Genomic DNA, 23,260 nt, shown 5'->3' with positions numbered 1-23,260 from the left:
GCCATGAACTTCACAATGTCTTTTTCTGAGCTTATGCCTCTAGCACCTGTGATGATCGTGTCATTGACTGCGATCGTCGTGATGTTGCTTACTGCAATTAAGCGTAACCATAACTTAGTTGCGACTACGACAGTCATTGGTTTAAACCTGGCGGCGTTGTACATTCTGTTCGTTCTGTTAGCGGGTCAATTTGCACCTGCTAATGTAATGAACCTGTTCCTCGTAGATCCGTTTACGATGCTGTACCAGTTTGTGATTATTGTGGCTGCACTGGCGTGCAGTACTTTGTCACATGCTTATATTGAAACCTATAGAGATAACCGTGAAGAACTGTATATCCTGATGCTGACCTCCGTTGCCGGTGCGATGCTGATGGTGGCAAGTTCTCACTATGCATCTTTCTTCATTAGCCTTGAGCTCATGTCGATCCCTGTATACGGCTTATTGGCGTATACACATCAACGTTCTCAATCACTTGAAGCAGGTGTAAAATATCTGGTGCTTTCAGCAACTGCATCTGCAATGTTGTTGATGGGTATGGCATATGTTTATGCATATACAGGTTCTCTAAGTTTTGTCGCTGAACCAGGCAAACTGTTGACTGCGTTTAGTCAACCTGCTGTGGTGATCGGTCTGGCACTAATTGTATTTGCTGTTGGCTTTAAACTGTCACTGGCTCCATTCCACAAATGGACACCAGACGTATATGCAGGTGCTCCAGCGCCAGTTGCAACTTTCCTTGCAACTGTGTCTAAAGTGGCAATGCTAGGTTTGTTCGTACGTTATGTATTGTCTTCTGGCTTAATCCTGTCAGATAGCTTCGTCACTATCATCAGCGTGATTGCAGTACTTTCTATCATTGTAGGTAACTTGCTTGCAGTGAAACAGGTGAACCTGAAACGTATCTTGGCATACTCTTCAATTGCTCACTTCGGTTATGTACTGGTTGCGATCGTATCTGCACGTAATACAGATTTTTTACAGGTTCAAGGTTTCGCGACTTTTGAAAGTGTAAACGTCTATATTATCACTTATGTATTGACTACGATTGGTGCTTTCGGTGTGGTAACGCTGATGTCTAGTCCGTATAACAATACAGATGAAGCGGGTAGCTTGGCGGAGTACCGTGGTCTGTTCTGGCGCCGTCCAGTATTGACTGCTGTATTAACTGTGATGATGCTGTCTCTGGCAGGCATTCCATTAACAGCGGGCTTCATCGGTAAGTTCCTGGTTGTGAAAACTGCGGTAGCAGGCGAGTCTTGGTTCCTTGCTGCGATGGTTATCCTGGGTTCAGGTATCGGTCTGTACTACTACCTGCGTGTGATGGTTGTCATGTATATGACTCCACCAGAAACACCACGTCTTGACGCTGTAAATCACTGGGGTCAAAAAGTCGGCGGTATCATGGTATTGCTCGTTGCATTACTGGTACTGGTGATCGGTGTTTATCCGGATCCAATCATTGCGCTGTCTCGCTATGCGTTCTTCGCAATGTCGCCTGAATTACAACAGTTTATTTTCACTTTGGTTCAAAGTGGTTTTAACTAATTCAGCGCAAGTTTGAAGTTATTACAAAAAAGCCTCCACGATTGGGGGCTTTTTTAGTTAAACAAATCCGGAAAAGTCTTTATAATAGCGGAAATTTATCTTTAACCTTCTAGGTGTTCTCCCGTGGCAATCCATGAAATCCGTCATCCTTTAATTCGACATAAACTCGGTTTACTGCGTCGTGCTGACATTAGTACCAAGAACTTCCGTGAGCTGGCTCAGGAAGTGACTATGCTTTTGACTTATGAAGCGACCAAGGATCTTCCTGTCGTTGAACATGAGATTGATGGCTGGAACGGACCGGTGACTGTAGACCGTATTGCAGGTAAGAAAATTACTGTGGTGCCAATTCTACGTGCAGGCATTGGTATGCTGGATGGTTTCCTGAATCTGATTCCAAGTGCCAAAGTCTCTGTACTGGGTCTGGAACGTGATGAAGAAACCCTACAGGCACGTACTTATTATAAAAAACTCGTTCCAGACGTACAAAACCGTCTTGCCATGATCATTGATCCAATGCTGGCGACTGGTTCTTCTCTGGTAGCTGCGATTGACGTATTGAAAGCCAGCGGCTGTAAAGATATTCGTGTGATGGTATTAGTTGCTGCACCTGAAGGCATTAAACGTGTTGAAGAAGCTCATCCAGATGTGGTGATTTTCACTGCAGCGATTGATCATGGTTTGAATGAAAATAGTTACATCGTTCCAGGTTTGGGCGATGCGGGTGACAAGATTTTTGGTTCAGTTCAGAAAGATTAATATTTTTGAAAATGAACAGAAAAGGGGCTTTTACAGCCTCTTTTTTATATACTGAATACTGACAGATACAGAGTAGGGGACGTTTATGACTTCCGAGCAATACCAAGGAAAAGTAAAACAGTACAATCCAGAAAAAGGATTTGGTTTTATTTCTTCACCTGAGGGTGAGGTATTTTTTCATATCTCGGATTTCCCCGCCGATTCAGGTGAGCCGAAGCGCAATGACCGAGTAAAATTCAATGTAATTCAAAATGGTGATCGCTATAAAGCTATTAAAATTGAACGTGTAGAAGATAAATCGAAGAAAGCCAAAAAAGCCAAAGCGGTAGCAGTCAATACTTCGATTACATCAGCACTATTGTGGAATTTAAAGCGTTAATTTTTGTTTGGAAAATACATTCAAAAGGAGGCTTTAAAGCCTCCTTTTTATTCGAATTATAAATTTATGTAAGTTGTAGGAATCTTGTGTAATCTAAAGCTTATAGAATGTTGCGAAAACAATAAAATACCCACCAAAGCTTAACAATATCCTTTAATCCCTTCCATATAAACTACGCATCTGTTGAATGATCTAGGGACACATATCATGTTTACAGATGGAAGAATTAAAACCTATGATGCTGTACGAGGGGTGGGAAGTATTGAACTGGCAAATAATGCGAAGGAACTTAATTTTCAGTTAGATCAATTACCTTCACCTGAAATAATACCTCAAGTCGGAGAACGACTTAAATTTAGAATAATTGAAGAGCAAAATGCGATTCAACTGGACAATATGGTACGTTTGGATATCAAGCGTCAGGAAGAGTTCGTTTCTGAAGTAGTCGCATTGCCATCTCTAGCTTCTACTACGATAGTTAATCCGGCACGCAATACCATTTTCTTTAGTCCTACACTTTGGTTGATTCTGGTAACAGCAATTGGATTTATGATTTTTGGAGAAATTTAAGTTAGGTTCTCATTTACTAAGATATTTGTCTCATCATTCAAATAAAAAAGCATCTTACGGTGTTTTTTTATTTTTAGAATTTTCATCAGTTTTTGAATACAATAATTAAAAATATCAAACAATAGAGTGAATTATGTTTTTAGAGGGGAAGATCAAGACCTATAACGAAGAACGAGGTTTTGGTTTTATTGAAATAGCTGGTGAGTCAAAAGATTTATTCTTCCATATTAAAGACTTCCCAAATAAGAACGTGCCACCAAAAGTTGGGGAAAGTTTAAAGTTTCTCAAAGTACAGGATGCAGGCAAGTTTAAAGCAGATCATATTGTTCGTTTAGATATCTCATATCAAAAGACACTTTCAAAAATTGTTAGTCAACATAATGATCTTCAGATCGAAAGAACAGTACCTTATCATCAGCCTAAAAAGTCAGTTTTATCAAAATTGATTACAGGCATTGGTTTAATCATTATCGTGATACTTGCTGTATTGGTTTATGGAAAATACCAAAACTATAAAATACAAAAGCAACAGCAACTTGAGCATTTAATGCAAGAACAAAAAAGGCTTGTTTCAGAACAACGTGCTGCTTTAGGTGACTTACCAGAACAAGGCCTAAGTGAACAAGGAAGGAAGAATTTAGAGGTATCCACAAATACTCCTATTAGAAGTACTGCCTCATCCACTTCAGTATCTTCACCTTATCGATGTGATGGTAGAACCCATTGTAGCCAGATGCGCTCTTATGATGAAGCGGTATTCTTTTTGCGAAATTGCCCGGGTACTCAGATGGATGGAAATCATGATGGTGTTCCATGTGAAAGACAGTTTAAGGAAGAAATTAGTAAGAGACATTTATTCAGGTAATAAAAAAAGCGCCAAAAGGCGCTTTTTTTATTGAAAGTGAAATTTATGTTTCACAGAATTTCATAAAGGCTTTGAGGCCTGGACCTTGATATTTCTGGCGGTGTACCAGCATAAATAAAGGACGGGTGAGTGACCAGAATGGAGTATTCAGAATCACCAGTTGACCTTTTTCCTGCAAAGGTTCAATCGCCAGCTTGGAAATACACGACATACCTATGCCACCTGCAACAATCTTCAGAATTGCCTCGTTATGACCGAGTGTCAGACGGATATTAGCATCTGGAACATCTTGCAGAATGGCATTGTCAAAGACTTCGCGCGTGCCTGAACCTTCTTCACGAAGAATCCATTCTACAGATTTAAAGTCTTCTGCAGCCAGTGGACGGTTTAACTGAGCAAGTGGATGATCGGGAGCACAGCACACCGCGAGTTCATCATCACGCCAATGGATACATTGCAGCTGTGGTAAGTGACAAGAACCTTCAATCAGCGCAAGATCCAGCTGGAACTGGTTGACGGCTTCAATCATCTGGCGAGTATTACCCACCTGAAGTTGCAAGTGTGCCTGTGGCTGAATTTTCAGGAAATCCGCCATTAGGTCTGGCATCAGATAGTCGGAAATGGTCAGGGTCGCACCGAGACGCAGGTCAATGCTTTGCAGTTCACCTTTAGCAGCTTGTTCAAAAGCTTCACAGCGACCAAGAATTTCAAGAGCTTGTGGGAGAAGAAAACGACCTAAATCATTCAGCTGTAAACGCTTGCCTAGACGGTCGAATAAAGGTGCGCCAAGACCATCTTCTAAATCTGCTAAAGCCATACTCGCCGCACTTTGGGTGAGTTTGACTGCATCACTGGCTTTGGTGACGGTACCTTCTTGAGCAACTGCTACAAAAACAGCCAACTGGCGTAGAGTCATGCGCATGAATAGAGCCTTAACATTTAAAAAATATTAATAAATTATGCTGTCATGCTACCATGAGCATAGTCTTTGATGCCACGTTTGAATCATGTCTATTGAAAAATTTAGCTTAGAAAAGGTTTTATCTGTACACCGTTGGACCAATACGCTGTTTAGTTTCACCATGACCAGACCTGCGCATTTCAAGTTTACGGCAGGACAGTTTGCGCGTATTGGCTTGAAAGTGGGGGATGAACTGGTCGTTCGGGCATATTCAGTCGTGTCATCGCCTTTTGATGAAACACTGGAATTTTTTTCGATTGTGGTTCCGGAAGGGAAATTTACTTCGAATTTACAACATCTTAAAGTAAGTGATGAACTCTACTTAGAGAAAATTCCCTATGGCTATCTGACTTTGGCACGTTATCAATTGCCATTACCACAAGATTTATGGCTGCTTGGCACAGGTACAGGTCTGGCACCATTTTTATCCATGCTGCAAGACTTTGAAACCTGGAATAAATATAAACATATTAACCTGGTTTATAGCGTCCGTACGCAAGACGAACTGGCTTATGTCGACCGTATTCAGGAAATTGCCGAGACCTTTGGCGAAGGTTATACTGGCTTTAAATTTATTCCAATCATTACCCGCGATCCTGAAGCAGTGCTTCATCATCGTTTACCTATTTTGATTGAGAATGGGGAACTTGAACGGGCAGCAGGACTCCAGCTTAATCCTGAAACCAGTCATGTGATGCTCTGTGGTAATCCCGAAATGGTCGAAGATACTAAAGAAGCACTTAAAGCACGTGGTCTGACCATGAACCGCCGTGGTGAAGGAAATATTGCGGTAGAGAATTATTGGTAATTCCTTCAGAGTTCCTCCCTTTCTAAAAGGGAGGTTAGGAGGGATTAAAGTTAGATTATTTGCCAGTTCTTGAATCCTCCCCCAACCCCTCCTTTGCAAAGGAGGGGCTTTTATCTCTCTCTTGCGTAGCAGTGCTGCTTATCGCCTAAAAGGAAAGGGAGTTACAGCCTTCTAAAAGTTAGAAATGGATTAAAATTGAAAAAATATTTTCAAGTTAAAAAGAATCCCCCCTAAATCCCCATTTGTTAAAGGGGGGACTTTTATTTTCTTTAGGCACAAAAAAAACCTCCATACGGAGGTTTTTTGCTATTCAGGAATTAATGTACAAACATATCCATAAAGTCACGGATTTCCTGAATGGCAGTATCTGTATCGGTGGTTAACCAGGTCGGCTCAAAGAAACCGGCATAATGTTCGATTCGATCCGCGGGCACAACTAAACGTACCGGACAATCTTCTTCCAGCAGGCGCCATGGAATAATCGGAACGTCATTATCTAGCCAGGCCGCCACATTCCGTACATCAATGACCATGGCATTAATGCAGTCCGGAAAAGGCATTACCGACATTTCTTCAGTACGGCGGCGGAAATATTCCAGATCTTGCCAGCGTAGCATAAAGCTCGGTTTGCTAAATTCAATGATTCCAATCAGATGCTGATCACGAGTGTAGTGCAAAGCACATTGATGTGTGACGTCAGTGTCAAGATCAAGCGATACACTCTGTTGACGATACGCCATAAAACTCGGGTGCATGAAAAATAAGGTGGATAATTATAACGTATTTTGCGCAAAGTAGCAGGTATATTGAAAAACGGTATTTTTACAGCATGTTTTAGCCCACTTAAAATTTAATAAAATCATAATGGTATATTGTCTATTTTATAGACAATTCAATTCCTGATAAATCAGCTAAAAACCGCCAGTATTAACTGTCTCGGAAGAGAGTTTCTAACCATAAGAGCATAGTATATTCAGGCTAGAAAATGCCTCTTTTTGAAACTAATACCAAGTTCATCAGACTCATACATATAACTTACATCCATTCACTATCTCACCATCTTTTGTCACAGAAGCTGTGATAACTGCTTGTTATGATAAAAATCTACTTATGAATAAGAAAGAGTGAGAATGGTCATGGTTGATGATTTTAATAAAAAACCACCTTTGCATGATCAGGCAGCAATTACGCAGAAGAAGCGCATTCCTGTCTATATCCTGATTTTGGTCGGTATCTTTTTACTGGCAGTCCTGTTCTATATGTTTGCAGATGTGAAGCCAGATGCGCCTGCGACTCAGCCTAATACACCAGTGCCAGCGACTGAAGCCCCTGCCAATAATGGTAGTCCGGCGGCTACTCCAGGCGGTGAAAGCAATGAAGCAATGGCTACCGCAGATGATGCGATGACAGAAGCAACAGCTACTGTAGGCGAAATGTCACAAGATACAGCAGAAGCCACTGCAACTGATGCTCAACAGGCCACCCAATAATTGGAATTGTTAAAAAAAACTCTGGTTAATGACTAGAGCTTTTTTGCAATAGGTGGTGATGTTTTTCAAAGTTCTGTATCTCCAGGCAAGCTAAGCACAGGAAGTTCAAGCTTTATAAGTAATCGGAAAGAGCTAAAGATTTCGAAAATAAGCTCGTGAATTCAGATAAATAGCGTAATAACAAAGAGGGCAGAAAACATGAATGATTATATGAGAGGCCCACGTGGTGGCTATGATGCCATGTACTACTGGGATCAGTTTCATCCAATTCTTAGTGCAATTGCCATATTAGTCTTAGGTTGGATTATTGCATTACTCGTCTCGGCAGGTGTTAAAAAAATCTTGCAAAAACTAGGGACCAATACACACTTAAATGCAGCGACAGGACATCGCTCTAATGTCGAGAGTATTATCGCTCGTGTTGTGTTCTGGATTATTCTGATTATTGCGGTGATCGGGGCGCTTAACGTACTGAATCTGACAGCAGTGAGCGGACCATTCAGTAATATGATCCAGCAGTTCCTGCTCTTTATTCCACAATTGCTGGCGGCTATTGCTGTGGCCTTTGTTGGATGGATTGTGGCGAATCTGGTCAAAGTCGGCTTGCAAAAAATGCTTGATCGCACTCAGCTGGATGAAAAGCTGAGTGCCGAAGTCGGTGTCAGTCCGATTAGCCAAAATATCAGTGAAATTGTTTACTGGCTGATTTTACTGCTGTTCTTACCAATTGTCTTGTCGATTCTAGGTCTACACGGTTTATTACTGCCTGTGCAGAACATGCTGACGGATGTCGTAAGTTATCTGCCTAATATCTTCATTGCTGCAGTTATTGTATTTGTCGGATACATTCTGGCAAAAATCGTTCGCGGTATTGTCGAAGGTTTGCTCAACAGCTTGAATATTCAACATCAAGCTGAAAAAGTCGGCATTTTCAAAAACTCGAATGTCGCTCAACTGATTGGTTCATTCATCTTTGCAGTCGTAATTATTACGTCATTAATCATTGCATTTGAAGCACTCGGTATCGAAGCAATTTCTCAACCGGCAACTGCAATGCTGTATGAGATCATGAATGCCATTCCAAATATCATTGCAGCTGCACTGATTCTAATTCTGGCTTATGTAGTTTCTAGACTGGTAGCACGTCTGGTAACTGAAGTCGTTGCCGGAACAGGCGTAGATGAGGTTCCAGCTAAACTGGATCTACAACGCTTCCTAGGCAAAACCAAACTATCAAGCTTGGTGGGTTATCTGATTGTACTGTTCACTATGTTATTTGCGGTTTCTGAAGCAGCGGACCGTTTAGGCTTTGAACAGGTAAGTGGCCTGATTGCGATGTTCATCTACTTCGGTGCAAACATCCTGCTAGGTGCTGTAATTCTGGTGATCGGCTTCTGGCTGGCCAACGTAGTTGCCAACATTGTGCAACGCGGTGAATACAACAGTTCACGCTGGTTAGCAAACTTGGTTCGTGTACTGATCATGGGTCTGGTCATTGCAATGGGTCTACGTGCTATGGGCATTGCTGACTCGATCGTGAATCTGGCCTTTGGTTTAACTCTGGGTGCTGTTGCAGTGGCCTTTGCCTTGGCCTTTGGTCTCGGTGGCCGTCAACCAGCAGAACGTGTACTAACTGATTTGATCGATAAAGCTAAACGAGAAGCTAAAGAACCGAATCCTTTGAAAAATGAAACCAATATCATGACTTCAGGCCTAGGTGCTGATGTCAGTGGTACTACAGGTGCAGGCAGTTCAACTACAGGAGAAAATATTGTGCCGAAGCAAGATCAATCACAAGATGACAATACGCCAATGCGTACCAATTTATCCAATAGTACACCAGCGACCTTGACCACTGCACCACAGGATGATGAAGCTTCAGGTATAGATCAGGTGACACCAGATGTAGATCAGGCTGTACCGGATTCGCTTCAAGTTGATCCAATTCATCCACCAGCGAATAATCCATTTGGTTCTACAGGTGAAGAAGAACCGAATGTCGATAGTCATCCAAAAAAAGATGACCCGAATTAACCTGTTCTATCCAAACAAAATCGGCCACGCTTGAGTGGTCGATTTTTTTAATGATGAGGAAATCTGAATGAATGCCAAGAAACCGAATAATCTGTTAGCACCCTTAGTGATAGCAGGCATTACCATTGGCTTTTTCACGGCTGCTTATCGATTTGTCTTTGTGAAAAGCAAACAGGATGAGCAGGCTGAACGAGAGCTGGATAAGAAAATACCTGATCCAGACGAATTTAACTAAGCCAGAATACTGCTCAGTCACTACACATAGAATTTCTTTTTTAAAAAATATAGAATATTCAAGTGAATACTAAAATGATTTGTAAGCGTCCGCTGAATCCCATACCTATTTTTTAATTCGATTTAGGTTTCCAGCAGTGCGGCAGCAATTCTTCAATTTGGGTCACTTTGTGTGTCGGTAACCTTTTCAGCACATCACTTAAATAGGCATACGGATCCAAGCCATTCAGCTTTGCTGACTGGATTAAAGTCATGATGTTTGCCGCTCGCTGACCACTGCGCAGCGAACCTGCAAACAGCCAGTTCTTGCGTCCCAACGCCCAGGGACGCATCTGATTCTCTACCCAATTGTTGCATATCGGTAGATTGCCATCATCCAGATAGCGGCTTAAGGCTGGCCAACGCTTCAGAGTGTAATTGATAGCCTTGGCGGTGGGAGAACTCGATGGCACTGTCAGATGATGTTGGTTGAGCCATTCATATAGTTGTTGCATCACTGGTTGACTATGCTGTTGTCGGTATTCGCGGCGGTCTTCCGCTGTACCATCGGTCTTTTTCCTGAGTTCTGCTTCTATCGCATACAGTTTCTGAATCAGCACTAAGGCCTGTTCAGCAACCTGACTTTTCCCAGTTACATGCAGTTCATGGAATTTACGACGTGCATGGGCCATGCACCCCACCTCAATCACCTGGCCTGATTTAAAACGTGCTTTATAACCACTGTAATCATCACAGACTAGATAGCCCTGCCAGCCTTTCAAGAACTCTTCAGCATGCTGGCCTGAACGACTATCCTGAAAGTCATAGATCACCGCCTGAACTGGATTATACTGTGTGGTGGCATAGGCCCAGACATAACCTTTCTTCGGTTTTTTATTATTCTCACCCATCCGCATGATGGTGACCGGTGTTTCATCTGCATGCAGCACCCGCTGTTGCAGCACCACCTCTTTTAAGGCATTGGCCAGAGGTTCCAGTTCTACACCGCAGCGACCTATCCAATCAGATAAAGTGGATCTGGACAGATCAATGCCAGCCCGCTGATAGATCAGGCGCTGACGGTACAGCGGCAAATGATCGGCATACTTCGATACCAGCACATGGCTGAGCAATTCAGGTGAAGCAATGCCTTTATCAATCACATAGGCGGGCATCGCTTGCTGAGTTAGAGTGTCACACTGATCACAGACCCATTTACCACGCACATGCTGTTCCTTATAGAACTGTGCCGGTCTGAAATGCAGTTTTTCACTGACATCTTCGCCGATACGACGGAGTTGGCAGCCACAAGCACATTGGGTTGATGCAGGTTCATGCTCAATACGGATGGTGTGTAGATGATCTGGCAGTGGTCGACGTTTAGGTTTATTGGTTTTGGCTTTCTGTGTCGCTGCATTGGTTTTATCTGCATTTAGCCGTTCCAGTTCTAGATCAACCGCGGCAATATCTTCTTCAACCGCTTCATCCCAGAGATGGATTTGTTTTGCCGTTAAGTGTTCATTCTTTTGGGCGAATTTGTGCTTTTTAAACAGCGCCAGTTCATGCTCGTATTTTTGATTGAGAATAGAAAGATGTTGAACTTTGGCATCCAATTGTTGGTTTGATTGTGCTAGAGACTGATGCTGCAGCGCCAACTGCCTGGTGAATTCCAGCAGTTGTTCATGGGTCAGTTGGCTTAAGTCAGGCAGCGTATTCATGACCGCAGTATGCCTGAGGTCATGAGAAGAATGAAATAGAACGTTTGGAGAATAGCAGAATGGTCGAGCCTGGTTTAAAGCATCGTCACCACCTGCTGTCGTCCAATGCGCTGCCAGGGCAAACCTTGGATCAGTGCCTGTAACTGTTCCGGGCTGAGGGCCACGGTTTCACCTTGGTGAACTTGAGCCCAGTGAAATTTGCCCTGTTCCAGCCGCCGGGCACACAGCCAGATGCCCAATCCATCATGTACCAGCACTTTCATGCGATGGCCACGTTTATTACAGAACAGGTAAGCACAATGCGGTTTGATGTAGCCAAAGGCTCTCACCACCTGAGCCATGGTCGTATCCATACCTGCACGCATGTCCATGGGCTGAGTAGACAACCAGATTTCATCAATGCGGATCATGTTGCAAGTGCCTTGAGTAATTCTGCCAAGGCAGGTATTTCTGATGTCTGCCATTTTAGCTGAATATCATTATTCGTATGAGGCACGGTGATACACAACGTGATCCTCTCATCAATAGGTTGGCTGATTGCAGCAGTGTAAGGCAAAGCAATAAATGCTGGATTCACATGAGTAGGATCCTGCACGGCACCCTCATGATGGCTGAAGATCCTGATCCAACGACTGACAAGGTTGGCATTAATACTATGTTGCAGTGTGACCGAAGCGATCGAGGTATTAGGATTTTTGCAGGCATTGACAATACTGAGTTTGAATTCTTTGCTGTATTTTCGGCGTTTTTTAGCAACAGGAGGTGTTGCTGAATATATATCCATGTTCATGGATTAAGTCCCCACTTGTTTTTAGGTGGGAACTAAATTAAGGCTTATAGGATCGCTTGGTAAGGCTGTGTTAGCCGGATGCTTACAATGATTTTGGTATTCTTCTTGCATTAAAAATATAAAGAAAAAGGAGATCAATAATATGTGGAAAACATTGCAGCATAAATTTATGGCATCTATGGGAGAGCAAGTACCATTACATCTGCAGGAAGCGGCTCAGAAAATGCAACTGACGATTGACCGTTTAGAAAATATGGCCAATCTCAACCTGTTTAAAACGGATTATCTGGAATAAGCGAAGTATTTTCTTTTTCCTAGATCATCTCTGTATTAAACATATTCCGATGCGGCATGCGCTGATGACCATGCCCATTGGAAGTTAAAACCTCCCAAATGACCAGTCACATCCAGTATCTCGCCCACAAAATACAAGCCTTTCTGCTTTTTGCTTTCCATAGTTTTAGATGAAACTTCGGTTGTATCCACACCGCCCAAAGTCACCTCGGCTGTCCGGTAACCTTCAGTTCCAGAAGGCTTCAGTTCAAAGCCACTTAAACGTTTGGCAATCTGTTCCAGCTTGTCATCATTAATATTGCCAATGGATGTTTCAGCCACTTCAGGCCAGATCAGATTCTGTAATTCTAGTACTACGCTCTTCGGTAAATGTTCGGTCAATAGTGTACGTAGCAGAACTTTAGGCTGACTCTGTTTTTTAGATTTAAAGAAATCAAACAGGTCGACACTTGGTAAGAAATCGACCTTAAAGCTTTGGCCAACATCCCAGTAATTTGACAGTTGTAGGGAGCTAGGGCCACTTAGACCACGATGGGTAAACAGCAGGGCTTCAGTAAAACTGTTTAAATCATTAGACAAAGTGGCTTCGACTGCATTACCGCTCAGACGAGTGGTGACTTCCTTGAAACTATCCGAGAAAGTAAAAGGTACCAGACCGGCACGGGTTGGATAGACATGATGTCCAAACTGCTTGGCAATCTCATAGCCGATGCCTGAACCGCCTAGAGTCGGAATCGACAAGCCACCTGAAGCAACCACAACTGATTCCACTTCAAAATATCCTAAAGAAGTGGCTACCTGAAATCCTTGATCGTCTACAGTGTTGACGGCTTTCACTTCGCAGTTGGTTTTGATCTCGACCAGACCAGTCTTGTCACATTCAGACAGTAGCATCGACAGAATTTCTTTAGCACCATTTAAGGTAAATAACTGTCCATGTTTACGTTCTTCATACTCGATGCCATATTCGCAGACCATACCAATAAAATCCCAATTGGTATAGCGAGTCAGTGCTGAAATCACGAAATGCGGATTATGCGAGATGAAATTTTCAGGTTCGACATAGAGGTTGGTGAAATTACATTTGCCGCCACCAGACATCAGAATTTTTTTACCCACCTTATTGGCTTTTTCAACGACTACGACTTTACGACCACGTTGTGCTGCCATATAGGCCGTCATTAAACCGGATGCACCTGCACCTATGACCAAAACATCGTATTGCTGAACAGACATGACACACTCAAGGGAGAAGAAAGGGGAGCATTATAGACAATTTTATTTCAGCTTTCTCTATTCCTGAAAGAGGCTGCCCGAATTACAGCGTGTTAGCGAATATTTATCATAAATAATTTGAAGCAGCTGGCGGATTCATGCATAGTTTTGTCATGCCTAAAAAATAATCACAATGAAAAGGAATAATTTATGACGGATACGGCAGCATACAAACAATATAATCTGATCAGCTATATTTTTCATCTACTGGGTTTTTTCCTGGGAATAACCCCATTAATCGCTATTATCATGAATTATATTAAACGTGATGAAATGCGGGGCACCTGGCTGGAAAGTCATGTGGACTGGCAGATTAAAACCTTCTGGTTCAGCTTGCTGGGTTATATTCTGGGTGGGCTGCTCACCGTAATTCTGATCGGTTTTGTGATTATTTTTCTGGTCTTTGTCTGGCATGTCTATCGACTGGTAAAAGGGCTGATTGCCTTAAATGAAAATAATCCGATAGGCATTTAAGTTTCGATCAGAACTTTAAGCGATTTAAATATTTCGACCTTGTAGTCCACCAGTATGCAGGATTAGTAGCTTTGCTTCTGCTGGAAAATAGCCTGTTTCAATCAAGTCGGAAATTCCCAACAGCATTTTTCCCGTATAAATATGCTCTAAGGGAATATCATATTCAGCTTCAAAGTGCTGTATAAACTGGATCAGTTCAGGAGTGATTTTGGCATAGCCACCGCAACAATAATCATCGAGAATGGACCAGTTTCTTTTCGTGGTCAGCTTAGCCACATCCTCATTCAGGAAATCGCCTTTTAAGGCAGAAAATCCTAATACCTGTTGATGAGGCTGGCTGGCTTCAATCAAACCTGTAATCGTGCCACCAGTGCCTACAGCACAGCAGATCACGTCAAATTGTGCATCGCTGTCCTTTAGAATCTCCTGACATCCCCGAATCGCCAATGCATTAGTACCGCCTTCAGGAATGATGTAATGTGCGGGAAAATTTTGTGCTAACGCTTCTAGATAATTAGCGTCCTGTTTACGTCGATATTCTTCACGACTCACAAAATGTAACTGCATGCCGAATTGTTGTGCCAACGCTAAAGTGGGGTTTAAAGGCTGATGAGCCAGTTCTTCACCCCGAATAATACCGGCACTCTCAAAGCCAAACTGCTGGGATGCAAACGCCGTTGCGGCAATATGATTGGAATAAGCACCACCAAAAGTTAGCAGCTTTTTAAAGCCAAGTTGCTGTGCTTCCAGAAAATTGTATTTTAGTTTAAAAAACTTGTTGCCTGATATTTGCGGATGCACCAGATCCAGACGGCGTATGGTTACAAGCCTGTCTTTCAGCCAGATGCGCTGGTCTGGAACATGCTGGGCGATTTTTTCAAACATGGTATTTTCATAAGCTAAGAATGAGCAAATTATAGCGAAATAGAATCGGCAGGATGGCAGAATCATGTATTCCTGATACTGAGAATAAAGTTTTGTAGATTGTCACAATTCATATGCTGAAAATTTAAACAAATTTGCTAATCTGAATCTTATAGGGAATTTAGAGGAGGATAGAATAATGAAAATACTATCCTGTACGATTTTAAGCGTATTGCTCTTAGGCTTATCTGGCTGTGATGATCCGCTGAATAAACCTAAAACTGATACACGAAGCATGATTATTGGCGGAGTGCCGGTGCATGATCATGATTATAAAATGCTTGATTCATCCCTCACCGCTCAAGACCAATTGAAGAAATAGCCGGATTTCACACAAATATTGCATCATTTGTGTAGAAATATTAAAGCAAAATAAATTATTTTTACTTAAAATAAGCCATTCATTTTAAGTTTGGATGGTCACGTGGAATCATTTTGGATTTTAGGTTCAATTGCCTTTGCCCTCATGTTAGGTGCAATGAGCCCAGGACCGACTTCTATTTATGTAGCGAAAAATTCGATTGCGATCTCACGTAAGCATGGCCTATTTACAGCTTTAGGTACCGGAACAGGGGCGGCGATTTTTGGCCTACTTGCAGTCCTAGGTTTACAGGCATTCTTGCTGGCTGTGCCATCTGCTTATCTGGCGCTTAAAATTTGTGGTGGTTTATATCTGCTCTGGTTAGCTTTTAAAATTATCAAACATGCCAAAGAACCGATCGAGGCAGGTGATGACAGTCAAACTCAGATGTCCTTGCGTCGTGCCTATATGACAGGTTTGATTACCCAATTATCTAACCCAAAAATTGCCATTGTATTGGCCAGTATTTTTACTGCGCTTTTGCCAAAAGAAATTCCAACTTACTTTTACTTTGTATTGCCGGTTTTATGTTTCTTTATTGATGCAGGCTGGTGCTCGCTGGTGGCTGTTGCACTTTCTGCTGAAAAACCACGTCGTGTGTATTTAAAATTTAAAGCCGGTTTTGACCGTGCAGCAGGGGCGGTCATGACCGTGCTTGGCTTAAAGCTGATTTTTGGGATGAAGTAATTTTCCAATTATCGCAGACTATAAAAAGCCCCGATGATTCGGGGCTTTTTTTATTTGGTGCTTAAAAAATATTTTCTTCCGAATTAGCCGAGATCCGGTGAATAGATAAGTCTGCACCAGTAAATTCTTCTTCCTGACTCAGACGAATACCGATCAACATTTTCAGCAGACCATAAATCAGGAACCCACCTGCCAGAGCCACTACAATTGCCAGTACGGTACCGAATAGCTGTGAAATGATAGAAACACCACCCATGCCTCCGAGCCATTGCTGACCGAATACACCGACAGCAATTCCACCAAAAGCACCGCATACACCATGCAAAGGCCAGACCCCTAATACATCATCAACTTTGAGTTTATTTTGGGTATAGGTGAAGAGTTTCACAAAAATCACGCCTGCACTGATCCCGATAAATAATGCACCCAATGGATGTACCACATCAGAACCTGCACAGATGGCCACCAGTCCGGCTAATGGGCCGTTGTGCAAGAAGCCAGGATCATCTTTACCCGCTACTTTTGCTGCAATAGTTCCACCGACCATCGCCATTAGAGAGTTAATCGCAACCAGTCCGGAAATAGCATCTAGGCGTTGTGCACTCATCACATTAAAGCCAAACCAGCCAACAATCAGAATCCATGAGCCTAGAGCAAGGAAAGGGATAGATGATGGTGGATGTGCAGTAATCCGGCCATCATTTTTATATCGACCATTACGTGCACCAAGTAAAACGACTGCAGCCAGAGCAATCCAGCCTCCCATGCCATGCACGACCACAGAGCCGGCAAAGTCGTGGAAGTTGGCACCGAAGGTATTTGCCAACCAGTCTTGAAAACCAAAGTTGCCATTCCAGATCATCCCTTCAAAAAATGGATAAATCAGAGCAACTAAAAATAAAGTCGCTAAAGCCTGCGAACGCATTTTAGCCCGTTCAGCAATACCTCCAGAGATAATCGCAGGAATAGCTGCGGCAAAGGTCAGCAGGAAGAAACAGCGCATCAGGTTATAACCATGATCGGCTGCTAAAGTAGAGGCATCGTGGAAAAAATGCTGACCATAGGCAATATAGTAGCCCACCAGAAAGTAAGCGATGGCGGATAGGGAAAAGTCAGTGAGAATTTTACTTAAGGCATTGACCTGATTTTTATGGCGAACTGTCCCTAGTTCTAAAAATGCAAATCCTGCATGCATGGCAAGCACTAGAACTGCACCGAGAAGGAGAAATAATAAGTCTATATTTTGCATTGTGCGTTCCAATTTAGTGCATAGAATCACAAAAGAAATCCAGTATATAGAGGCAAACTGATTCGAAAAGAGTTACTAACAAGGGAAATTTTGATAAAGAATTTCTTGAAACTGACAAGACTCGATATAAAGCACAATAGAATTTTATGCACCAAACTAAGACATCATAAGAAAAGATAAAATTTGAATTTATATTTTGTTTTTTAGATATTTAGCTTTATCACAGAAAATGGCGTGTTAAAAATGTGTGCTAAAGGTGCACATGAAAAGTAAAAGGATTTTTAAGAAAAAATTTAAAAAAATTAAGTGATAGATTCTTTTGAATTGCAAAAGTACATCATGGTTTTAAATTTTAGAAGTTATATAGACTATAACTTAGCTATATCTCCAATAAATAAAACCCTAGAAAATTAGGGTTTTATCCGGAGCTAAAATCTCTGAAGTATTCAATTAATCTTTAAAATGCACAGGAATCCACTGATAGCTCTCTCCATCCTTAGAGTAAATATGACCGATCCCTGGGAATGGTAAATGTGGTGCTGCAATGGTCTGGCCTTGCTTGGCATATTCAGCAAAATGCTTTAAACGGGTTTGCACCGCAGTTTTAGGATCAACATCGAATTCTATGGCTGTTTCAGGTTTGTCGAATTGCAAGGTATGTGAATGGACGATATCACCGACAAATACGATTTCTTGACCATCTGATTTGAGTTTAAAGCTGTAATGCCCTGGGGTATGACCAAAGGATGGCTTAAACTCGATCCCACCAAAGGCTAAAGATTTATCAGAAAAGACTTTCACTTTTTTAGCTTTTTCATAGGGTGCAAGGGCGACTTTAATTTTCTCTACGGTGCCTAAGAAACCCTCCTGCTGGTCTTTCGGTAGTTTTTTAACGGTATTTGGACTTAGCCAGTAGTCATATTCGGTTTTAGAAATATGTAAGGTGGCATTTGGATAATTTGCTGCGCCATTATTTGAAATGCCACAAACATGGTCAGGGTGGAGATGAGTCAGGAAAATGCCACTCACTTGTGCAGGTTGATAACCCGATGCTTTGAGATTGTTATAAATTGACCCTAAGTGTGCACCAAAGCAGCTTGCAGCTCCGCTATCCACCATAAGTAGTTGATTACCTGTATTAATCAGGAAAGCATTGACTGAAGTCTGTATACCTTTGGCTTGATCGGCATGATATTTCTTCAAAATCTCAGTTTTTTCTGCATCACTTAGGCCTCTAAACATCGATGGATTTAAGTAGTTTGTACCATCGAGTAGGGCAGTAATCTGAGTATTACCAATTTGGTGATGGTAGTAGCCGGCGACTTGTTTTGGTGAAGCAATCGTTGCAGTTTCAGCAGCCTGACTCACACTTACACTCAAAACAGATAATGAAAGTAAAGAAGTGAGAAGGGATGTCCTTAAAATATTCATGGCAATTCTTATGGTTGTGAAGTTTATGCTATGTATTAGCATGTAAAGCATGAAAATAGAATATAAAAATATTTACCTTTTTTTAAAGAGAGAAGAGAAATTGAATATCTGTACTAGGCATTCAGTTTGAATCTGTATATTGATTTTGTAAGGAAATAAAAGATTTTTTATCTAAAAATATTTTTATAAATAAAATACTTAGATAAATTTCACTTTTATAAAAAAGCCCGTTAACATGGGGTATTGCAAACAGCCTTGGGTATCGCTATGAGTTTTTGGAAAAAGAAAAATAATGCAGCATTTGTATTTTTCATTATTACCTTATATTCATTGCTGGGCTTCGGCATTGGCTATGTCATCTGGGAATTTTTCCTTGATAAATAAGTGCTATCCGATTTATAGATCGACGTAAAAAAGCCTCTAAAGATAGAGGCTTTTTTAATAAGCAATTATTTACTGCATTCAGGCTGAGAACGGTCAATAATTTGAGTGCCTTCTACGCGATAGCCAATTTGGCCTACCAGAAACGCTTGATTTAGTTGAGTGATGACTACATCAGAAAGTGCTACTGCACAACGATCTTTTTCAATTGCACGATCTACTGCTGTTTTGAAATTAGGAATACCTAAAGGGAATAAAATTACTGGAACTTTATCTTCGCCTTTAACGCGTTCGCCTTTAACGAACTGAGTTGAGTTTAGGTTGAAGTTTTTCGTTGAAGCTACAGTCATATCAGCCATACGAACTGAACATCCTGTGAATACAATTGTTGATGCTGCTAAAGCTGAAACTAGTAATTTTTTCATGTTTACCCCGAATAATTCTAAAAATAAAAAAAAGCGTTTAGATTCTATAGATATATTTTTTAAAAACAAGAAAATAAATTGTATAAATGGTAAAAAATTAAAGATGAAGAACTTTTATTGGCTGAGTATTACTTTATTAGACTAAGTAAAAAGCCCCTACATCAGTAGAGGCTTTTCTTCTATCTAAGACCTAAATCTTAAGAAACTTTATCACCCGGTTTAGCACCAAATTCAGGTGAAATCACCCAAACACCTTCGCCATTACCAGCCGCAAGTACCATACCGTTTGAAATACCAAAACGCATCTTACGTGGAGCAAGGTTCGCAACCATCACCACAAGTTTACCTTTCAGGTCTTCCGGTTGATAAAACTCACGGATACCGCTAAATACGTTACGTGGTTCAGCTTCACCGACATTTAACGTGAGTTGTAAAAGCTTGTCAGAACCTTCAACGGTTGCAGCATCCAGAACTTCCGCTACACGCAGGTCAACTCTGATGAAGTCATCAATGGTGATGATTTCAGCTTCACCGACTTTAGGCTCAGCTTTCTTCTCTTTGGCTTTCTCTTTTTTCTTCTCAGCTTTTGGTGCTTCAGCAACAGGTGCAGTTAAGGAATCTTTAGACGCATCGACCATTGCAGCCACAGCTTTCGGATCAACACGTTGCATCAATGGCTGGAACAATGCAATTTCATGACCAGTCAAGATTTCTGTACGTGAAGCAAAGTCGAAAGAAGCCAGTTTCAGGAAGTCCTGAACTTGAGCAGCCAAGGTTGGTAACACTGGAGCTAAATACACAGCCAATTGACGGAACAGGTTGATACCCACAGAACACACATCGTGAACCTGTTGTTCTTCGCCTTCAATTTTCGCTAAAGCCCAAGGTTTTTTCTCATCGATGTACTGGTTGGCTTTATCTGCAAGCGCCATGATTTCACGGATCGCTGCCGAGAATTCACGGGTTTCATATGCTTTGGCAATTGAGTCACCAGCATCAATAAAGCTTTGCACCAGTTCAGGCTCGGCACAAGTTGCACTTAGCTTGTTATCAAACTTGGTATTGATGAATTTTGCACAACGGCTTGCGATGTTCACCACTTTACCTACAAGGTCCGAATTCACTTTCTGGACGAAATCATCCAGATTCAAGTCAGAATCTTCAACCTTGTCAGAAAGTTTAGAAGCAAAGTAATAACGCAGGTATTCAGGATTCAAATGCTGTAAATAAGTTTCAGCTTTAATGAAGGTACCACGAGATTTAGACATCTTCTGACCATTTACAGTCAGGAAGCCGTTCACGAATAAACCGGTTGGGGTGCGATAATCTGCACCTTCCAGCATTGCAGGCCAGAACAGGGCATGGAAGTAGACGATGTCTTTACCAATGAAGTGATAGACTTCATTTTTAGAATCTTTTTTCCAGAAATCATCAAAGCTTAAATCTGGACGTTTGGTTTTGATGTAATTTTCGAAGCTCGACATATAGCCGATTGGTGCATCCACCCAAACATAGAAATATTTGTTTGGTGCATCAGGAATTTCAAAACCGAAATAAGGTGCATCACGTGAGATGTCCCAGTCGTTTAAGCCATTATCAAACCATTCATCCAGTTTGTTGGCGATAGATACGGGTAGACGACCTTCGTCACGGGTCCATTTTTGCAGGTATTCACCAAAATTTGGCAGTTTAAAGAAGTAGTGATCTGATGATTTCTCAACAGGAGTCGCACCGCTTAAAGTCGATTTTGGATTTAATAATTCAGTCGCGTTGTAAGTTGTACCGCAAACTTCACATGAATCGCCGTATTGATCTTCCGCCTTACATTTTGGGCATGTACCCTTAATGAAACGGTCTGACAGGAACATGCCTTTTTCAGGGTCAAATAACTGGGTTACAGGGCGAACTGCAATATTGCCGGCTTCACGGTTTTTGATATAGATTTCTGAAGCGCGGGCGCGGTTGGTAGCACTGTGGGTAGAGTCATAATGATCGAAATGCACACCGAAACCGTCAAAGTCACGAATGTGTTCTTTTTGCACATTGGCGATCTGTGCTTCAGGTGAAATGCCATTTGCCTCAGCACGCAGCATGATCGCTGTACCATGAGCATCATCCGCACAGACATACGTCACGTCATGACCCATTGCACGCATCGCACGTACCCATATATCAGCCTGGATATAGCCGAGTAAGTGACCCATATGAATCGGGCCATTGGCGTAAGGAAGGGCATTAGTGACTAGGATTTTACGCACGGATTCACTCTCTCATTCGTATTCATTATGCAATGGACCATAATTTTACATGATGCAGAAGGGATTACAAAGAAATGCTTTTACAGAAGCCTCAGGAATAAATCAGGCTGAATATTCAGAATACAAAAACTGGCTATAGACGGGTAATTGGCCCGTAAAAATTCGATTGAGATAAGTTGATGCTACTTCCTGCAATCAATAGCAACAACATGTACAGGCTTTGTTGCAGTTTGCTTAATTCATCCACGTCATTGCATGCTTTGTGCTAAAAATTTAGCTGATCATTTTTATTATGACGCCTTAGGAGGGTACTCATGACTCAGAATAACCAGACAAGTACTTCAAAACAGAATCAAGATAAAGAACAACATGCACGAGAGCTGCATGACAAAATTGAACAAGAGCAGAAGCAGAACGAGATTGATAAACAGCATAAGCAGAAACATGAAGAAGTCCTAGAAGCCCAAAAAAATGGTGCTGATGAAAAGTCTGATAATCAGCGAGACTCTAAAGCCTCTGGTAATCAGCAATCAGAGCAAAAAGATGCGTCTAAAAATGACCAATCTGATTTTGATAATGTTGATCAATCAGATAAAAAGACCGAAAGCACCAAAATGGATGACTTAAAAGCAAAAGCCATCGCAATTGGCGAAGAGCTATTGCAAAAAGGCGAAAAGATTCTGAATGAGCTGAAAAATGGCAAATCAGACAGCCAAAAAAATGGTGAACAAGGTTCAGATGATTCGAAAAAGGCACAAGCAGATCAAAGTTCTGGAGATAAATCAGCAAATCAGGCTGACCAGGATCGTATGGCAAATTTAAAAGATGAAGCGCTACACAAGTTTGAAGATACCAAGGTCAAAATTAGTGATTTGGTAAATGAAGCTGCTACGAAACTAAATGAGTTGAAACAGATGGCGGCTGAAACCATGACCAAAATGAAAGGCGATGACCAGTCTCAGTCAGATGATTCAAAAAAGCAGGATCAGGATTCTTCATCTAAAGAGGCTAAGGATAAGGACCAAAAATCAGCTCAGACCAATAACAAAGATGATGCTAAAAAGGATCAGGATAAGGCTGATCAATCTGGGCAAAACAAGACCGATCAAGATAAAAATCATAAATAATCATTTCATATCGAAAACCACTTCATTCAGTTTTTGAATGAAGTGGTTTTTTAATGGCTACTATCTAATTAATTTGATTTAAAATTTTAAATATCAATAATATAAAACAATAAATAAGATGTGATGCTGACTTTATAAATTTTCTTCCCTGTAACCCTTTAAAACCAAGTAAAATAGTTGGAAATCATATTTGTCTTTCAGGCTTGTGAATACAGATTGCTTAACCTGAGCCAAAAACC

At 41.5% G+C, this 23,260-nt stretch carries 26 protein-coding genes; 15 read left to right on the top strand and 11 right to left on the bottom strand.

Going from position 1 to position 23,260, the window contains the following annotated elements; all coding sequences use genetic code 11:
* Positions 1-3 precede the first annotated feature (3 nt).
* The 5 genes from nuoN (at position 4) to FOC32_RS16330 (ending at position 4,121) form a co-directional block, all read left to right on the top strand.
* Positions 4-1,548, top strand: coding sequence for an NADH-quinone oxidoreductase subunit NuoN (nuoN, locus tag FOC32_RS16350; protein ID WP_175968080.1), 1,545 nt, complete (start codon positions 4-6; stop codon positions 1,546-1,548).
* Between the two features lie 123 nt (positions 1,549-1,671).
* Positions 1,672-2,307 carry a uracil phosphoribosyltransferase gene (gene upp, locus FOC32_RS16345; protein WP_104425826.1) on the top strand — a complete coding sequence of 212 codons (636 nt, stop codon included), beginning with the start codon at positions 1,672-1,674 and terminating at the stop codon, positions 2,305-2,307.
* An 85-nt stretch (positions 2,308-2,392) separates the two neighbouring features.
* Positions 2,393-2,686 carry a cold shock domain-containing protein gene (locus tag FOC32_RS16340; protein ID WP_175968078.1) on the top strand — a complete coding sequence of 98 codons (294 nt, stop codon included), beginning with the start codon at positions 2,393-2,395 and terminating at the stop codon, positions 2,684-2,686.
* 207 nt (positions 2,687-2,893) lie between these two features.
* The gene (locus FOC32_RS16335; RefSeq protein WP_175968076.1) at positions 2,894-3,256 is read left to right on the top strand and encodes a hypothetical protein; all 363 of its coding nucleotides are present in this window, start codon (positions 2,894-2,896) and stop codon (positions 3,254-3,256) included.
* A gap of 133 nt (positions 3,257-3,389) precedes the next feature.
* Positions 3,390-4,121, top strand: a complete 732-nt coding sequence (locus FOC32_RS16330; RefSeq protein WP_175968074.1) for a cold shock domain-containing protein — start codon at positions 3,390-3,392, stop codon at positions 4,119-4,121.
* Between the two features lie 43 nt (positions 4,122-4,164).
* Here the strand turns inward: FOC32_RS16330 and gigC are convergent, their stop codons facing one another.
* The gene (gene gigC, locus FOC32_RS16325) at positions 4,165-5,043 is read right to left on the bottom strand and encodes a LysR family transcriptional regulator GigC (RefSeq protein ID WP_175968072.1); all 879 of its coding nucleotides are present in this window, start codon (positions 5,041-5,043) and stop codon (positions 4,165-4,167) included.
* A gap of 85 nt (positions 5,044-5,128) precedes the next feature.
* Between gigC and FOC32_RS16320 the strand changes: the two genes are divergently transcribed.
* A complete protein-coding gene (locus tag FOC32_RS16320; RefSeq protein WP_175968070.1) occupies positions 5,129-5,890 on the top strand; it encodes a ferredoxin--NADP reductase in 762 nt (253 codons plus the stop codon).
* 317 nt (positions 5,891-6,207) lie between these two features.
* Here the strand turns inward: FOC32_RS16320 and FOC32_RS16315 are convergent, their stop codons facing one another.
* The gene (locus FOC32_RS16315; protein WP_005237048.1) at positions 6,208-6,630 is read right to left on the bottom strand and encodes a hypothetical protein; all 423 of its coding nucleotides are present in this window, start codon (positions 6,628-6,630) and stop codon (positions 6,208-6,210) included.
* A 396-nt stretch (positions 6,631-7,026) separates the two neighbouring features.
* On the opposite strand from FOC32_RS16315, the gene FOC32_RS16310 reads away from it, so the two are divergent.
* The 3 genes from FOC32_RS16310 (at position 7,027) to FOC32_RS16300 (ending at position 9,649) form a co-directional block, all read left to right on the top strand.
* Positions 7,027-7,380 carry a hypothetical protein gene (locus tag FOC32_RS16310; RefSeq protein ID WP_034702043.1) on the top strand — a complete coding sequence of 118 codons (354 nt, stop codon included), beginning with the start codon at positions 7,027-7,029 and terminating at the stop codon, positions 7,378-7,380.
* Positions 7,381-7,578: 198 nt separating this feature from the next.
* Positions 7,579-9,414: a mechanosensitive ion channel gene (locus FOC32_RS16305; protein ID WP_034702019.1), complete on the top strand. Its 1,836-nt coding sequence runs from the start codon at positions 7,579-7,581 to the stop codon at positions 9,412-9,414.
* Positions 9,415-9,481: 67 nt separating this feature from the next.
* Complete coding sequence (locus tag FOC32_RS16300) at positions 9,482-9,649, top strand: hypothetical protein (RefSeq protein WP_004785046.1); 168 nt, start codon at positions 9,482-9,484, stop codon at positions 9,647-9,649.
* A gap of 112 nt (positions 9,650-9,761) precedes the next feature.
* Here FOC32_RS16300 and FOC32_RS16295 read toward each other — a convergent pair whose 3' ends face one another.
* From FOC32_RS16295 to FOC32_RS16285, 3 genes are all read right to left on the bottom strand, one after another.
* A complete protein-coding gene (locus FOC32_RS16295) occupies positions 9,762-11,345 on the bottom strand; it encodes an IS66-like element ISAba25 family transposase (protein ID WP_005080957.1) in 1,584 nt (527 codons plus the stop codon).
* Between the two features lie 74 nt (positions 11,346-11,419).
* Positions 11,420-11,755, bottom strand: coding sequence for an IS66 family insertion sequence element accessory protein TnpB (tnpB, locus tag FOC32_RS16290; RefSeq protein WP_000618091.1), 336 nt, complete (start codon positions 11,753-11,755; stop codon positions 11,420-11,422).
* Complete coding sequence (locus tag FOC32_RS16285) at positions 11,752-12,135, bottom strand: transposase (RefSeq protein WP_005233700.1); 384 nt, start codon at positions 12,133-12,135, stop codon at positions 11,752-11,754. The genes tnpB and FOC32_RS16285 overlap by 4 nt, the downstream gene beginning before the upstream one ends.
* A gap of 142 nt (positions 12,136-12,277) precedes the next feature.
* Here FOC32_RS16285 and FOC32_RS16280 point away from each other — a divergent pair, with 142 nt between their 5' ends.
* Complete coding sequence (locus FOC32_RS16280) at positions 12,278-12,430, top strand: hypothetical protein (RefSeq protein ID WP_175968068.1); 153 nt, start codon at positions 12,278-12,280, stop codon at positions 12,428-12,430.
* A gap of 35 nt (positions 12,431-12,465) precedes the next feature.
* Here the strand turns inward: FOC32_RS16280 and FOC32_RS16275 are convergent, their stop codons facing one another.
* On the bottom strand, positions 12,466-13,665 hold the full coding sequence (locus FOC32_RS16275; RefSeq protein WP_175968066.1) for an NAD(P)/FAD-dependent oxidoreductase: 1,200 nt from the start codon (positions 13,663-13,665) through the stop codon (positions 12,466-12,468).
* A gap of 189 nt (positions 13,666-13,854) precedes the next feature.
* On the opposite strand from FOC32_RS16275, the gene FOC32_RS16270 reads away from it, so the two are divergent.
* Positions 13,855-14,178, top strand: coding sequence for a DUF4870 family protein (locus FOC32_RS16270; protein ID WP_175968064.1), 324 nt, complete (start codon positions 13,855-13,857; stop codon positions 14,176-14,178).
* Positions 14,179-14,202: 24 nt separating this feature from the next.
* Here the strand turns inward: FOC32_RS16270 and FOC32_RS16265 are convergent, their stop codons facing one another.
* Positions 14,203-15,063, bottom strand: coding sequence for a 1-aminocyclopropane-1-carboxylate deaminase/D-cysteine desulfhydrase (locus FOC32_RS16265; protein WP_175968062.1), 861 nt, complete (start codon positions 15,061-15,063; stop codon positions 14,203-14,205).
* 178 nt (positions 15,064-15,241) lie between these two features.
* Between FOC32_RS16265 and FOC32_RS16260 the strand changes: the two genes are divergently transcribed.
* Positions 15,242-15,424, top strand: a complete 183-nt coding sequence (locus tag FOC32_RS16260) for an NF038215 family lipoprotein (RefSeq protein ID WP_005237029.1) — start codon at positions 15,242-15,244, stop codon at positions 15,422-15,424.
* 102 nt (positions 15,425-15,526) lie between these two features.
* Positions 15,527-16,150 carry a LysE family translocator gene (locus FOC32_RS16255; protein ID WP_005237028.1) on the top strand — a complete coding sequence of 208 codons (624 nt, stop codon included), beginning with the start codon at positions 15,527-15,529 and terminating at the stop codon, positions 16,148-16,150.
* A 61-nt stretch (positions 16,151-16,211) separates the two neighbouring features.
* On the opposite strand, the gene FOC32_RS16250 is transcribed toward FOC32_RS16255, so the two are convergent.
* Both FOC32_RS16250 and FOC32_RS16245 read right to left on the bottom strand, forming a co-directional pair.
* Positions 16,212-17,399: an ammonium transporter gene (locus FOC32_RS16250; RefSeq protein WP_034170098.1), complete on the bottom strand. Its 1,188-nt coding sequence runs from the start codon at positions 17,397-17,399 to the stop codon at positions 16,212-16,214.
* 450 nt (positions 17,400-17,849) lie between these two features.
* Positions 17,850-18,830: an MBL fold metallo-hydrolase gene (locus tag FOC32_RS16245; RefSeq protein ID WP_175968060.1), complete on the bottom strand. Its 981-nt coding sequence runs from the start codon at positions 18,828-18,830 to the stop codon at positions 17,850-17,852.
* 267 nt (positions 18,831-19,097) lie between these two features.
* Between FOC32_RS16245 and FOC32_RS17270 the strand changes: the two genes are divergently transcribed.
* Positions 19,098-19,214 (top strand): hypothetical protein, encoded by a 117-nt coding sequence (locus FOC32_RS17270; RefSeq protein WP_373683639.1) that lies wholly within the window; start codon positions 19,098-19,100, stop codon positions 19,212-19,214.
* Positions 19,215-19,279: 65 nt separating this feature from the next.
* Here the strand turns inward: FOC32_RS17270 and FOC32_RS16240 are convergent, their stop codons facing one another.
* Both FOC32_RS16240 and metG read right to left on the bottom strand, forming a co-directional pair.
* On the bottom strand, positions 19,280-19,636 hold the full coding sequence (locus tag FOC32_RS16240) for a hypothetical protein (protein WP_034581100.1): 357 nt from the start codon (positions 19,634-19,636) through the stop codon (positions 19,280-19,282).
* Positions 19,637-19,833: 197 nt separating this feature from the next.
* On the bottom strand, positions 19,834-21,894 hold the full coding sequence (metG, locus tag FOC32_RS16235; RefSeq protein WP_175968058.1) for a methionine--tRNA ligase: 2,061 nt from the start codon (positions 21,892-21,894) through the stop codon (positions 19,834-19,836).
* A 314-nt stretch (positions 21,895-22,208) separates the two neighbouring features.
* Here metG and FOC32_RS16230 point away from each other — a divergent pair, with 314 nt between their 5' ends.
* Positions 22,209-23,021: a hypothetical protein gene (locus tag FOC32_RS16230; RefSeq protein ID WP_104425842.1), complete on the top strand. Its 813-nt coding sequence runs from the start codon at positions 22,209-22,211 to the stop codon at positions 23,019-23,021.
* Positions 23,022-23,260 lie beyond the last annotated feature (239 nt).

It is taken from the genome of Acinetobacter sp. FDAARGOS_724, assembly GCF_013364475.1.
In the GTDB taxonomy this organism is placed as follows: Bacteria; Pseudomonadota; Gammaproteobacteria; order Pseudomonadales; family Moraxellaceae; genus Acinetobacter; species Acinetobacter variabilis.
This window is presented reverse-complemented; position numbering and strand designations above follow the sequence as displayed.

Excerpts from the sequence above, each read along its gene's own strand:
- nuoN (WP_175968080.1), top strand. The coding sequence starts at position 4 with ATGAACTTCACAATGTCTTTTTCTGAGCTTATGCCTCTAGCACCTGTG.
- FOC32_RS16340 (WP_175968078.1), top strand. The coding sequence starts at position 2,393 with ATGACTTCCGAGCAATACCAAGGAAAAGTAAAACAGTACAATCCAGAA.
- FOC32_RS16335 (WP_175968076.1), top strand. The coding sequence starts at position 2,894 with ATGTTTACAGATGGAAGAATTAAAACCTATGATGCTGTACGAGGGGTG.
- FOC32_RS16330 (WP_175968074.1), top strand. The coding sequence starts at position 3,390 with ATGTTTTTAGAGGGGAAGATCAAGACCTATAACGAAGAACGAGGTTTT.
- gigC (WP_175968072.1), bottom strand. The coding sequence starts at position 5,043 with ATGCGCATGACTCTACGCCAGTTGGCTGTTTTTGTAGCAGTTGCTCAA.
- FOC32_RS16320 (WP_175968070.1), top strand. The coding sequence starts at position 5,129 with ATGTCTATTGAAAAATTTAGCTTAGAAAAGGTTTTATCTGTACACCGT.
- FOC32_RS16315 (WP_005237048.1), bottom strand. The coding sequence starts at position 6,630 with ATGGCGTATCGTCAACAGAGTGTATCGCTTGATCTTGACACTGACGTC.
- FOC32_RS16310 (WP_034702043.1), top strand. The coding sequence starts at position 7,027 with ATGGTTGATGATTTTAATAAAAAACCACCTTTGCATGATCAGGCAGCA.
- FOC32_RS16305 (WP_034702019.1), top strand. The coding sequence starts at position 7,579 with ATGAATGATTATATGAGAGGCCCACGTGGTGGCTATGATGCCATGTAC.
- FOC32_RS16300 (WP_004785046.1), top strand. The coding sequence starts at position 9,482 with ATGAATGCCAAGAAACCGAATAATCTGTTAGCACCCTTAGTGATAGCA.
- FOC32_RS16295 (WP_005080957.1), bottom strand. The coding sequence starts at position 11,345 with ATGAATACGCTGCCTGACTTAAGCCAACTGACCCATGAACAACTGCTG.
- tnpB (WP_000618091.1), bottom strand. The coding sequence starts at position 11,755 with ATGATCCGCATTGATGAAATCTGGTTGTCTACTCAGCCCATGGACATG.
- FOC32_RS16285 (WP_005233700.1), bottom strand. The coding sequence starts at position 12,135 with ATGAACATGGATATATATTCAGCAACACCTCCTGTTGCTAAAAAACGC.
- FOC32_RS16280 (WP_175968068.1), top strand. The coding sequence starts at position 12,278 with ATGTGGAAAACATTGCAGCATAAATTTATGGCATCTATGGGAGAGCAA.
- FOC32_RS16275 (WP_175968066.1), bottom strand. The coding sequence starts at position 13,665 with ATGTCTGTTCAGCAATACGATGTTTTGGTCATAGGTGCAGGTGCATCC.
- FOC32_RS16270 (WP_175968064.1), top strand. The coding sequence starts at position 13,855 with ATGACGGATACGGCAGCATACAAACAATATAATCTGATCAGCTATATT.
- FOC32_RS16265 (WP_175968062.1), bottom strand. The coding sequence starts at position 15,063 with ATGTTTGAAAAAATCGCCCAGCATGTTCCAGACCAGCGCATCTGGCTG.
- FOC32_RS16260 (WP_005237029.1), top strand. The coding sequence starts at position 15,242 with ATGAAAATACTATCCTGTACGATTTTAAGCGTATTGCTCTTAGGCTTA.
- FOC32_RS16250 (WP_034170098.1), bottom strand. The coding sequence starts at position 17,399 with ATGCAAAATATAGACTTATTATTTCTCCTTCTCGGTGCAGTTCTAGTG.
- FOC32_RS16245 (WP_175968060.1), bottom strand. The coding sequence starts at position 18,830 with ATGAATATTTTAAGGACATCCCTTCTCACTTCTTTACTTTCATTATCT.
- FOC32_RS17270 (WP_373683639.1), top strand. The coding sequence starts at position 19,098 with ATGAGTTTTTGGAAAAAGAAAAATAATGCAGCATTTGTATTTTTCATT.
- FOC32_RS16240 (WP_034581100.1), bottom strand. The coding sequence starts at position 19,636 with ATGAAAAAATTACTAGTTTCAGCTTTAGCAGCATCAACAATTGTATTC.
- FOC32_RS16230 (WP_104425842.1), top strand. The coding sequence starts at position 22,209 with ATGACTCAGAATAACCAGACAAGTACTTCAAAACAGAATCAAGATAAA.